Below are 12,402 nucleotides of genomic sequence, written 5' to 3'. Positions count from 1 at the left end.
CATACTGGGGCCATGCGCAAGCTCACGACCTTCGTCTTTACCTATGGCAACCGGCCCACCGGCTGCCATGGTCGTGCTGCTTGAGCAACTGACAAGCGACTTCCCAGGCGCCCCGGGCCGACAAGGCCCGGGGCGTTCTGCTTGTCCCGGGCCATCCGGCCCCGGGACTCCCGGACCCGACACCCCGAGGAGCCCACCATGAGCACGCAGACCGCCACCGCCCAGACCGCCACCGCCACCACCCAGACCCCCACCGAGCAGACCGGCGCCCGGACCGCCGAGGCCGCCGCCCTGATCGGCGACGCCCGCGAGCGCATCGACGCGCTCGACGACCGGATCATCGGTCTGATCCAGGAACGGATGGCCGTCTCGGCCGTCATCCAGGAGGCCCGGATCTCCTCCGGCGGCCGGCGGGTGAACCTCGCCCGCGAGATGGAGGTGCTCGGCCACTACCGCGACGCGCTGGGCAAGCCGGGCACGGCGCTCGCGATGACGATGCTGGAGCTGTGCCGCGGCCGCGTCTGAGCCGCCCGGGTGCGCCCCCGCACCCGAGTTCGGTGCCGTTCTCACCCGTACGGCGCGTGACCGCGCCCGGCACCCCTTCGTTGGGCGTGTTGTCCGTGCCAGCCAGGGGCGGGCCCGAAAAAGACCACGCGTGGCTTCGCTGGGGCGTGTGACGTACCTCTGGTGCGTCGTGGGACCTCGCCCCAGCGCATGTGACCGGACGGCAGGGGACAGCAGCCCGGTCACCCATCAAGGGCGGTCGGCCCCGGGGACGCCCGGGGCCGACCGCAACCGGCCGAACGATCCAGGACCCCCGATCGGAGACCCCGATCCGAGACCCTCGTCCCGCTCCCCCACCCCCACGATCCCCGCGCCCCCCACGAACTCCCGACACCACCACGGCGCTCCACCCCCCGGCGCCGTTCCCCAGGCACCGCCGCAGCCCTGACGCCGGTGCCGCTTCCAGGGGCCCCGCGCCCGCGACCGGAATCGCGACGCGGGGCCCCTGTGTTGTACGTCCCCACCCCACGTGACGCGCGTCACATAAAGATCTCGTGAGCGGGCTACAACCAATCCCCCAGGTCACCGGTCATCTATGCAGCACCACCCGAAAGCTGGAGGGGCGCTGCACTCGGAGGGGGGTGCAGCGCCCTTTCCATTTTCCGGAGTCCCCGAGAACGGTTCAGGCCTTCTTCGGCGGGACCGCCGGCATGCCCAGGAACGGCAGCTTCAGCGCGCCGAAGGCCTCCGCCGGGACGGCCGGGGAGGCCGGCTCGACGGCCGCGACCCGTACGTACGCCTCGCCCTGGCCCGGCCGCGGGTCCGGCTCGCCCTTGTTCGGCCAGAAGGACATCGCCCGCTCCGCCTGCGCCGTGATCGTCAGCGAGGGATTGACGCCGAGGTTGGCGGAGACGGCCGCGCCGTCGACCACCGAGATGCCCGGGTGGCCGTAGAGCCGGTGGTACGGGTCGATGACGCCGGACGCGGCGTCGGCGCCGATCGGGCAGCCGCCCAGGAAGTGGGCGGTGAGCGGGGTGCCCATCAGCTCGCCGACGTTGGAGCCGGCGAAGCCGTTGATCTCCTCGGCCATCAGGGAGGCGGCGCGGGTCGCGGCCTCGATCTGGGTCGGGTTGGGCGCGCCGTGCCCCTGGCGGGCGGTGAGCAGGCCCTTGCCGAGGCCGCCGGGCTTGCGGAAGGTGGTCAGGGAGTTGTCCAGGGACTGCATGACCAGGCCGATGATGGTCCGCTCCGACCAGCGGCGGTTGGACAGCGACCGCAGCGCGAGGGTCGGGTGCTTGACGATCTCCAGGAGCCACTTGCGGACCCGGTGCGCGCCGTAGGGCACCTGGAGGACGGTGAGGCCGCCCATGGAGTTGGAGCCCTTGCCGTAACGGACCGGCTCGATGTGGGTGTTCTCGTCGGGGTGGATGGACGAGGTGATCGCGACGCCCTTGGTGAAGTCGGCGCGCTCCTTGCCGTGCCGCTTGCGGTAGCGGCGGTCGGTGGTCTGCGAGCCGACCAGGGCCTCGGAGTTGGTGCGGGTCAGCTCGCCGAGCCGGCCGGAGATGTGCGGAAGGAGCCCGGTGTCCTTCATCCGGTGCAGCAGGGTCTGCGTGCCGTACGTACCGGCGGCGACGACCACCCGGCGGGCGGTGAAGGTGCGTCCGGCGCCCTTCTTGCGGTTGTCGGTGGGCAGCGTCTTCACGGCGTAGCCGCCGCGCGAGTCCTCGGTGAGGGCGACCACGGTGGTCATCGGGTGGACGACCGCGCCGGCCTTCTCGGCGAGGTAGAGGTAGTTCTCGTTGAGGGTGTTCTTGGCGCCGTGCCGGCAGCCGGTCATGCACTCGCCGCACTCGGTGCAGGCCTTGCGGGCCGGGCCCGCGCCGCCGAAGTATGGGTCGGCGACCTCGCCGCCCGGCCGCGCCTTCGCCGTACCGTCCGCGTCGGAGCCGTCGCCGAAGAAGACGCCGACCGGCGCCATGTGGAAGGTGTCGCCGATGCCCATGGCCTGGGCGGTGGCCTTCAGGTGCACGTCGGACGGGGTCATCGTCGGGTTGAGCCGGACGCCCAGCATCCGCTTGGCCTGGTCGTAGTACGGGGCGAGCTCGTCGCGCCAGTCGGTGATGTCCTTCCACTGCGGGTCGTCGAAGAACGGCGCGAGCGGCTCGTAGAGGGTGTTGGCGTAGTTGAGCGAGCCGCCGCCGACGCCGGCGCCCGCGAGCACCATGACGTTGCCGAGCAGATGGATGCGCTGGATGCCGTAGAGACCGAGGGTCGGGGCCCAGAGGAAGTTCTTCAGGTCCCAGGAGTTCTTCGGCAGGCTCTCCCGGGTGTACCGGCGGCCGGCCTCCAGGACGCCGACCCGGTAGCCCTTCTCGGTGAGCCGGAGGGCCGTGACCGAGCCGCCGAAGCCGGAGCCGACGACCACGACGTCGTAGTCGTACGAACCGTCCTCGGCCTGATTCTGGGCAGGGGGTACCGCGGTCATGGCTCTCCTCGTACGAGAAAGGGGTGATCGGGGAAGGGCGTCAGCGGAGGCGCAGGGCCTTCATGACCTTCAGGGAGGTGCTCATGAAGGCGGCGTACTTCTCGTCGTCCATCCCGAAGGAGGGCGCGAGCGGAAGCAGCCGCTGCTGGGCCACGGTCTGGGCCTCGGTGTACTTGAGGATGCCCTCGGAGCCGTGGCGCCGGCCGAGGCCGGAGTCCTTCATGCCGCCCATCGGGGACTGCACGCTGCCGTACGCGGGCGCGTACCCCTCGTTGATGTTGACGGTGCCGGTGCGCAGCCGGGCGGCCACCGCGTGGCCGCGGCGGGAGTCGGTGGTCCAGACGGAGGAGTTCAGGCCGTACGGGGTGGCGTTGGCGAGCGCGACGACCTCGTCCTCGTCCCGGAAGCGGTAGATCGAGACGACCGGGCCGAAGGTCTCCTCGGTGCAGACGGCCATCGGGGCGTCGACGCCGTCGAGGATGGTCGGCTCGAAGAAGTACGGGCCGATGTCGGGCCGGGCGACGCCGCCGGCGACCAGCGTGGCGCCCTTGGCGACGGCCTCCTCGACGTGCCGGGTGACGGTCTCCAGCTGGCGCTCGCCGACCAGGGAGCCCATCTCGGCGCCGTACGCGAGGGAGTTGCCGAGCCGCATGGCCTTGGTGCGGGCGGCGAACCGGGCGACGAAGTCGTCGGCGATCGACTCGTGGACGTACAGCCGCTCGATGGAGATGCACAGCTGGCCGGCGGAGGAGAAGCAGGCGCGGACGGCGCCGGCGGCGGCCTTCTCGACGTCGGCGTCCTTGAGGACCAGCATGGCGTTCTTGCCGCCGAGCTCCAGGCTGACGCCGACCAGACGGGCGGCGGCGCCCTGGGCAACCTCGCGGCCGGTGCGGGTGGAGCCGGTGAAGGAGACGTAGTCGGCGTGCTTGACGACCTCGGGGCCGACGACCGGGCCCTCGCCGAGCACGACCTGGAAGACCTCGGCGGGCAGACCGGCCTCGATCAGCAGGTCGCGGGCCCACAGGGCGGTGAGCGCGGTCTCGGTGTCCGGCTTCATGACGACGGCGTTGCCGGAGACGAAGGCGGGCAGGGCGTCGCCGACCGACAGCTCAAGGGGGTAGTTCCAGGGCGCGATCTGGCCGACGACCCCGCGCGGCTGGCGCAGCTCGGTGACCTTGGTGAGGGTCGGGACGACGCCGGTGTGGTGCTTGGGACGCAGGTACGAGGGGGCCTTGCGGCCGTAGTGGCGCGCGGCGACGGCGACGGCCTGCACCTCCTCGTGGGCGTGCAGCCGGGCCTTGCCGGTCTCCAGCTGGATGAGGTCGAGGACCTCGGCCTGGCGCCGGAGGACCAGGTCGTGGAAGCGCAGCAGCACGGCGGCGCGGGTCTTGACGGGGGTCGCGGCCCAGGCGGCCTGGGCGGCGCGGGCGCGGCGGTAGGCCTCGGCGACGTCCTCGGGGGTGGCCTCGGGCAGGTCCGCCAGCTTCTCCCCGGTGAAGGGGGTGTGGTTGGCGGTACGGCCGGAGCCGGCGACCCCGCGGGTGAGCCGGGCGACCAGCTCGGGCGTGACCACGCCGGCGGCGGTGCGCGCACCGGCGGGGGCGGCGGCGACGGGGTTGGTGCCGGGGGTCGCCGGGGCCGGGGTGGCGGTGGCCGTTGCCGTGACCGTGGTGGAGGGTGCCTGCGAGTCCGTCATGAGGGCGAGAGTAGGCGGCATTCCCGGCTTTGGGTACCCGTCGGTAACGCGTTTTCACCGGGTGCGCACATCGTGCCAGTGTTCGCTGGCACATAAGCCCTGATCAGGGGCTTGTGCCCGGTCGGGCGTGCGATTCGCCTCCGGCCGGTCCGTTCGGTCGGGCCGCTCGGGCCGGGCCGCTCAGGTGGGGCCGCTCAGTCCGACTGGCCGCCCGGGGCCTGCCAGTGCTGCGTCACCACGTCGAACTGCTCCCGGGTGGTCTCCCAGCTCTCCTCCGGCGAGGCCATGTACAGGGCGTACTCGGTGCCGTCGTCCGCGTAGTAGATCTGGTCGATCGCGTGCCGGGGGCCCGGGAACTCCTGCTTCTCGGTCCAGCTGAACTCCCACCGCGCGGACTTGACCTGGTCCCGGTAGGTGTTCTGGTTCAGCAGGATCCGCTGGTAGTCGAGCCGCTTCTTGAGCGTCTTCTCCAGGTCGAGGACGTGCATGTAGGGGTTCTCGAAGTCGGGCGAGGGGTCGATGCTGATCCGGATGCGGTGCTTGCCGTTGTCCGGGGTGTAGTCGATCTGGTCGCCGTCCTTCTGCCGCTTCCAGCCGTCGGGGACGACCAGGCTGAAGCCCTTCGGGTCCTGGACCCGGTGCCAGCCGGCCGGAACGTCGCCCTTGGCCGGATCGGCGGCGGGATCCTTCGAGGAGCCCTGGGACGGGTCCTTCGTGCCGTGCTGCCCGGTCGGGTCGCCCTTGTCGCCGAACTGCGTCATCGCGACGAAGACCGCGCCGCCCGCGAGCAGACCCGCGAGGACGGCGGCGAGCAGGGCGGGGCGCCAGCGCCCGCGGCCCCCACCGGAGGACCGGCCGGCGCCGGGCGGCAGACCGCCGGGGACGGTCGCGCCGGGCGGCGCGGCGGCCGGGGCGTGAACAGGGTGCGAAACGGGCTGAACCGGCTGACGGGGCTGAACGGGCTCGGGGGCGTGGGCGGAGCCGGGGGCCTGGCCGGGGCCGCCGAGCTGCTCCTCGTACGGTACGGGCAGCGGGGTCGTCGTCCCGGGCGCGGCGGCGGCCAGCTCCTCGGCCTCGATCCGCTGCGTCGGCACGTACGCCTGCGCGGACTGCGGCGCGCGCCCCTCCATGGCGTCGAGCAGCATCCGCTCGGCCTCGTCGGCCTGCGGGCGCTGGTCGGGGTCCTTGCGCAGCAGCGCCACGATCACGGGCGCGAGCGCGCCGGCCCGCTCCGGGTACGGCGCCTCCTCCGTCACCACGGCCTGCATGGTGCTGATCGGCGAGCTGCGGCGGAACGGCGAGTTGCCCTCCACCGCCGCGTACAGCGTGGCGCCGAGCGACCACAGGTCGGAGGCCGGGCCGGGATCGCCGCCGCGCACCCGCTCGGGCGCCAGATAGTCGATGGAGCCGACGAGTTCGCCGGTGCGGGTGATCGAGGAGTCGCCCTCGATGGCGGCGATCCCGAAGTCGGTGATGAGCACCCGGCCGTCGCGCGCAAGCAGCACGTTGCCCGGCTTCACGTCGCGGTGCAGCACCCCGGCGGCGTGCGCGGCGCGCAGCGCGCCGAGGACGTGCAGACCGATCCTGGCCGCCTCGCGCGGGACGATCGGCCCGGCCTCCTTGGTCGCGTCCGCGAGCGAGGGCCCGTCCACGTACTGCATGACGATCCACGGGCGGTCGTCGTGCTCCAGGACGTCGTGCACGGTGACGACGCCCGGGTGGGTGATCCGGGCGGCCGCCCGGGCCTCCTTCTGGGTCCGGGCGTGCAGAACCAGTCGATCGGCCTCGGCCACGAACCGGCCCGCCGTCAACTCCTTGACGGCCACGACCCGGTGCAGCACCTCGTCGTGGGCGCGCCAGACCTTGCCCATGCCGCCGCGTCCGATGGACTCGGCCAGCCGGTAGCGCCCGGCCAGCAACAGCCCGGTGCCGGCGCTCTCAGAGTGTTCCACGTGCCCCCGCTTATTCGCTTCGGAGACAGATTACGGAGGGGAGGACGGCGTGCGGAACCTCGGGGCGGGCTTTGGGAACAACCTGTAACCATAGGCGGTTTCAAGCCACCCTGTGTGAGCGCCCGTCAGCGGGTTGCGGTCGGATGGGATCAGCGGGTGGGGTCAGCGGGTGGCGCGGTAGGCCTTCACCGCCTGGTCGTAGATTTCGGACACCTTGTCCCGCTCGTTCTCCGGGCCGATGACCTGCACGATGTGATAGCTCCCGCCCTGGATCAGGGCGAGGTTGCGCACGAACACCTCGCGCCCGGTGCTGTCCTGCCAGGTGAACTGACCGACCGCCATGGCCTGGGTGCCGATGTCGATCCGGCGCAGACCGGAGGCGCCGGACCAGGACGAGTCCCGCCAGGGCTGGAGCTCGCGCTCCTTGGTCCGCTGGTACGCCAGCGGGTCCGCGCCGTTGGCCGCCACGGTGTCCCGGCCGGGCACCACGATTAGGGTGAAGTCCCCGCCGGTGAAGCGCACTTGTCCGGCGTCGTTGATCGGGCTGCGGCGCCAGCCGCGCACCACGCCGATCTGGAAGCCCTCGGGGTCCTTGCGCAGCTCGTAACCGGCGCGCAGGGAGGGCGCGGAGGGGTCGACGGCCGGCGGGGTGGCGGTGGCCGGTTTCGTCGGGGTGGGCGCGGTCGTGGTGCCGGCCGTCGGGCGGTCGCCGCCGTCGGCGGGCGGCGCCGAGGGGCCGGCCGGGGTGCCGGACTTGGCCGGGGGCGCGCCGGAACCGTCCGTCTGCTCGCCCGACTTGGGCAGGAACCACACGGCGTACGCGACGGCTCCGGCGAGCAGCAGCAGGATCAGGAGCAGCAGCGTCCGACCGAGGGAGCGCGGGGAGCCCGAGGGGCGCCCGGGGTCGCGGGGAGCTCGGGAGGCGCGCTGCGGTATCTCCTCGTGCGCCGCCTCGTCGGGGTACGCGGCGTACGCCGTCGAAGCGTGCGCCGTCGCCTGGTGGGCGGGGTGCGCCGAGTACGGCATGTCGCGCCCGGTGCGTCCCTTGGCCTGGCGGTGGCGGTGCCGGCCGCCGCCCGCTCCCCCGCGCCTGCGGCGCACCAGTTCGCCGCGGCGGCGGATGATGGGCAGCCGGGTGGCGTCGGGCGAGGGCAGCGGGACGACGCCGAGGCCGGCCTCGGGCTCGGGCGCGGAACGGACCAGGGAGCGCAGCCAGCCGCTCAGTTCCTCGACGTCGGGGCGCTCGGTGGGGTCCTGGCGCAGCAGCGACTCCACGACCGGCCGCAGCGGGCCGCACTCCTCGGCGAAGGCGGGCGGCTCGGCGCAGACCAGCTGGACCAGCTCGGCGGCGCTGTCCTCGGGGTACGGGGCGTGGCCCTGCACGGCCCGGTAGAGCAGCGCGCCGAGCGCCCACAGGTCGGTGGCGGGGCCGATGGGCGGGGCGAGCCGCCAGTGCTCGTGGACCGGGCCCGCCTGCTCGGGCGCCCACCGCTCGGTGACGGCGCCGACCACGGCCATCCTGGTCTGCCGGGCCCGCTCGGCGGCGAGCCGGGTGGCCGGGCCGCGGTACGCGTCGGCGACACGGCCGGCGCCGGGCTCCGACGGCCCGGCGGGCACGGCGGCCGGCTCGGGCGTGGCCGCCCGGTACCCGGCGGGGAGCGCGGGCAGCGCGGAGCCGCCGCCGGCCGGGAGGGAACGCCCGCCGTCGCGGGAGGCGTGCGGGCCGTCGGTCCAGTTCCCCTTCAGGTACGCGCGGGGCGGCGGCGTGCGCCCGTACGTGCCGCCCGTCTCGTCGTCGTCCCCGTCATCGTCGTCGTCCTCGCCGACCCGGGTCCACCACTGGGGCTCGGGCGGGGCGGGCGGCCCCGCGGGCGGCCCCGCGGGTTCGGTGGACTGCTCCGACTGCTCGGGCTGCTCGGGCTCGGCGGGGCGCTGGGCCGGGAGGGCGCCGGTCTCGCCGATCCGGGCGGCGGCGCGGGCGCCCGCGCGGTACGCGGCGATGGCCCCGGCGCGCGCCTGGCGCAGATCACCGGCGGGCGGCACGGCGGGCGCCGGCACGACCGACGCCGGGGGCAGCTCGGGCCGGACGGCGCGCCCGGGGCCGTACGGGGTGCCGCCGTGCGGGCCGTATCCGGTGGCGCCGGGCGCCTCGGGGTCCTCGTCGGGGTCCTGGTCGTCGCCCTCGTAGGCGTCCGGGGCGCGGCCGGGCTCGTCGAGATAGGCCTCGTCGGGCGCCGTCCCGGCCAGATAGGCCTCGTCGGGATAGGCCTCGTCCGGGTCACCCTCCTCGGGCTCCCGGGCCGGGGGCAGCACGGTGGCGCCGCCGAACTCCTCGTACGCCTCGGTCTCGTACGGGTCGTAGGCCTCGGTCTCGTACGACTCCGGACCGGCCTCGTGGGCCTCGGCCTCGGCCTCGTACGCGTACGGCTCCGGCGTCTCCGGGTACACCGGGAAGTCGTCCGGCTCCTCCTCGTCCGGCACCGGGGCGTAGCCGCAGAGGGCCTCCTCGGCGGCGCCGGCGGCGAGGCCGGTGAGGACGACCCGGCCGTCGTCGCAGACGAGGACGGTGCGGGCGGTGACGTTGCGGTGGGTCCAGCCGTGGGCGTGCAGGGCGCGCAGGGCGGTGAGCAGGTCGGCGCCCATCTCGGCGGCGCGGTAGGGGCTGAGCGGGCCCTCGGCGAGGAGTTCGGAGAGCGGGACGGCGGCGACGAACTCGCTCACTATCCACAGCGAACCGGCCTCGGCGAAGACGTCGAAGACCTGGTCGAGGCGCGGGTGGTCGGGGATCCGGGCGGCGGCCTGGGCCGCCTCGACGGCGCGCCGGACGGTCGGGTCGGCGGGGCGCCGGGTGGCCCGGCCCGGCTCGGCGTAGGGCCGGTCGTCGAGGAGTTCGGCGTCGACGATCTCGGGCAGCGGCACCTGACGGATGCGCACTTCCTGGCCGCTGTAGGTGTCGAAGGCGCGGGTCTCCGCGGATTCGGTCTCGTACGCGTCCGGCGGTGGCAGGGGCAGGCGGTAGCGGTCCGCGAGCACCCTTCCGGCGTAGTCGTCCACGACGCCTCCCCACGCGCCTGCTGTCCCCCGTGCCCCGCCCTCACGGTGTCGGGCGGGGCCTCTCACGATACGTGCGCCGTTCAGTCCTTGGGGCTGAACGTGGCGAACGCGGTCTCCCGCAGGGTCTTGCACTCCGCCTCGTTCCAGGCGTCGGCCTGGCAGCTGATCATGATCGAGTAGCCGTGGTCGGCGTCGACCTTGAAGCCGCGGTTGAGGACGTGGATCCGCTGCCCGGCCTGGGTGCGCTCGAACTCCCAGTCCGCGACGGTCGGATAGCCCTTGTAGGAGACCGGCCCTATGCCGATGTGCTTGTACCCGTTGCTGCTGGCGGCGACGCCGGCCATGGCGGCGCGCCAGGCGGCGGCCGCGTCGTCCTTCGGGCTGTCGTTGAAGTCGACCTGGACGCGCGGGAACGAGCCCTTGGAGGCGTTGAATATCCCGCCCGAGTTCTCGCCCGCTATGGCGGTCATCCTGAACGAGGAGGGCATCGCCATGGAGAAGTGGAAGCGGTCGTTGCTGACCATGACATAGCCGGCGGGCAGCTTGGCTCCCGTGCCGCCGCCGGTGTCGTCGCCCTGGTCGCCGTCCTGGTCGCCGCCGCCGGGCTGCCCGGAGGGCGTGGTGCCGCTCTGGCCGCCGCCCGTGTCGGCCGGCCGGCCGCCGCTGCCCTGCTGGCTGGGGTCGCCGGAGGTCTTGTCCTTGTTCTGCCCGTCGGTGCCGGCGGAGGCGCTTCCGGCGGAGGCGGTGGTGCCGCCGTTCGTGCCGCCCTTGCCCTGGTCGGCGGCGTCCCCGCCGCCGAGGGCGACGTACAGGATCGTGCCGAGCAGTGCGGCGACGACGACCGCGGCGATGATCACCAGGGTGCGGCGCGGGACGACGTCGGTGAGCGAGGCCCGGGTGGGCGCGGGCCGGCCCGGGGTGCCGGGGCCGGTGGCCGGGCGCTGCGGCTCCGGGCGGGCCGCGGAGGCGTTGCGCACCGACTTCAGGGCGCCGCGCATCCGCTCGGCGACCGCGTCGGCGGGCTTCGCCTCGGGGGCGGCCGGCGGGTTCTCGGGGAGCGGGGGCAGCGGCACGATCCGGGTCGCCTCGGGCGAGGGCTCCGGCGGTGCCTCGGGCGCGTCGAGCACGGCGCGCAGCAGGGCACGGGCGCCGGTGTCGTCGAGCCGCTGGTCGGGGTCCTTGGCGAGCAGGCCGTAGATGACCTTCTCCAGGTGCGGCCCGGCGTTCTTCGGCGGGTCGACCGGCTCGGTCATCACCGCGGTGAGGGTGGCGATGGCGGAGCCCTTGTCGTAGGGCGGGCTGCCCTCGACGGAGGCGTACAGGAGTCCGCCGAGCGACCAGAGGTCGGCGGCGGGGCCGGGCTTGTGGCCGCGGGCGCGCTCGGGCGAGATGTACGAGGGGGCGCCGACGAGCATGCCGGTGGAGGTGATCGAGGGGTCGCCCTCGACCTGGGCGATGCCGAAGTCGGTGAGGACGACCCGGCCGTCCTCGGCGATGAGCACGTTGGACGGCTTCACGTCGCGGTGCAGGATGCCCTCGCGGTGCGCGGAGCGCAGCACGTCGAGGATGGCGAGGCCGACCTCGGCGGCGCGGCGCGGGGTGAGCGTGCCGTCCTCGCGCACGGCGTCGGCGAGGGACTTGCCCTCGATGAGCTCCATGACGATCCACGGGCGGTCGTCCTCGTCGACCACGTCGTAGACGGTCACGGCGCCGTTGTTGCGGATCCGGGCGATGGCCTTGGCCTCGCGCAGGGTGCGGGTGATGAGCCGGCGCTTCTCGTCGTCGTCGATGCTGTTGGGGAAGCGGAGCTCCTTGACGGCGACGGTCCGGCCGAGCGTCTCGTCGACCGCCCGCCACACCGTGCCCATGCCGCCGCGGCCGAGGACCACCCCGAGCCGGTACCGCCCGGCGAGCAGCCGCCCCTCGGCGGACGCGGCGTCAGCGCGCCCGCTCCGACCTCCGGTTCCGGTCGCGTCGGCGCCGAACCCGGCCACGGGAGCGACCCCGTCGGTGGACCCGCTGCGGGCGGCGCTCGTGGCCTTGCCGAGCCCGACCGGCGCGGTGCCGGGCTTCGCACCGGCATCAGCCTCGGGCTTCGCCCCGGTCCTGGCGCCGGAGTCGGCCTCGGACTTCGCCCCGGACCGGGGCTTGGTCAGACCGACCGGCGCGGCGTCGGCGACGGCGTCCTTCGGCGCGTCCTCGCGCCCACCGCCTCCGCCCGGCCCGTCGGCGGAACCGTCCACCGACGTGCCCGTCCGCCCGTCCGACGGCCCGTCACCGCCGTCCCGCGGATCCGCCGTCGTCGCCGCGCCCTTCGCCGCCGTCGCGTCCTCGGCCTTCACATCGGCCGTGGCCTCGGGCTTCGTACCCGCCTTGGTCAGGCCGACCGATGCGGCGGCCTTCTTCCCGGCGGGCGTGTCCGCCGGCTCGGCGGCCTCGCGCGCCGCGCCGTCGGACGTGGCCGCGCCCGCGCCCTTCGCCGCCGTCGCCGCCTCGTCCCGCTCCGCCTTGCGCGCGGCCGGGACCGCGCCCCGGTCGCCGTCGGTGGCGGCGCCCGCGGCGGAGTCCCGCCGGGGGTCCTGCCCCGTGTCCCGCGACTGCTCCGCCTCCGACATGCGTCCCCTCTGCGATCCCTGTTTCTCGCCCGCGTCCGGCGCTCCCGCGCGATGCGGCAACCAGCCCTGGAAGAGAGCTCATTGTCCCTCACT

6 protein-coding genes are annotated in these 12,402 nt (G+C 74.3%); 1 reads left to right on the top strand and 5 read right to left on the bottom strand.

The features are described 5' to 3' along the window. Positions 1–198 precede the first annotated feature (198 nt). Complete coding sequence (locus KV205_RS28460; RefSeq protein ID WP_265867541.1) at positions 199–525, top strand: chorismate mutase; 327 nt, start codon at positions 199–201, stop codon at positions 523–525. Positions 526–1,186: 661 nt separating this feature from the next. On the opposite strand, the gene KV205_RS28455 is transcribed toward KV205_RS28460, so the two are convergent. The 5 genes from KV205_RS28455 to KV205_RS28435 form a co-directional block, all read right to left on the bottom strand. After that, entirely contained in the window at positions 1,187–2,992 is a 1,806-nt protein-coding gene (locus tag KV205_RS28455) for a GMC family oxidoreductase (protein WP_265867540.1), read from the bottom strand. 40 nt (positions 2,993–3,032) lie between these two features. Continuing rightward, complete coding sequence (locus KV205_RS28450; RefSeq protein WP_265867539.1) at positions 3,033–4,688, bottom strand: succinic semialdehyde dehydrogenase; 1,656 nt, start codon at positions 4,686–4,688, stop codon at positions 3,033–3,035. Positions 4,689–4,882: 194 nt separating this feature from the next. After that, positions 4,883–6,640, bottom strand: coding sequence for a serine/threonine-protein kinase (locus KV205_RS28445; RefSeq protein ID WP_265867538.1), 1,758 nt, complete (start codon positions 6,638–6,640; stop codon positions 4,883–4,885). A gap of 162 nt (positions 6,641–6,802) precedes the next feature. Beyond that, positions 6,803–9,694: a protein kinase gene (locus KV205_RS28440; protein ID WP_265867537.1), complete on the bottom strand. Its 2,892-nt coding sequence runs from the start codon at positions 9,692–9,694 to the stop codon at positions 6,803–6,805. Positions 9,695–9,774: 80 nt separating this feature from the next. Beyond that, positions 9,775–12,309, bottom strand: a complete 2,535-nt coding sequence (locus tag KV205_RS28435) for a serine/threonine-protein kinase (RefSeq protein ID WP_265867536.1) — start codon at positions 12,307–12,309, stop codon at positions 9,775–9,777. Positions 12,310–12,402: the final 93 nt, after the last annotated feature.

This window comes from Streptomyces sp. SKN60 (assembly GCF_026236535.1).
Lineage (GTDB): Bacteria > Actinomycetota > Actinomycetes > Streptomycetales > Streptomycetaceae > Streptomyces.
Note: the sequence above shows the minus strand (reverse complement) of the source record. Positions and strands in the feature narration are given on the sequence as shown.

Excerpts from the sequence above, each read along its gene's own strand:
- KV205_RS28460 (WP_265867541.1), top strand. The coding sequence starts at position 199 with ATGAGCACGCAGACCGCCACCGCCCAGACCGCCACCGCCACCACCCAG.
- KV205_RS28455 (WP_265867540.1), bottom strand. The coding sequence starts at position 2,992 with ATGACCGCGGTACCCCCTGCCCAGAATCAGGCCGAGGACGGTTCGTAC.
- KV205_RS28450 (WP_265867539.1), bottom strand. The coding sequence starts at position 4,688 with ATGACGGACTCGCAGGCACCCTCCACCACGGTCACGGCAACGGCCACC.
- KV205_RS28435 (WP_265867536.1), bottom strand. The coding sequence starts at position 12,309 with ATGTCGGAGGCGGAGCAGTCGCGGGACACGGGGCAGGACCCCCGGCGG.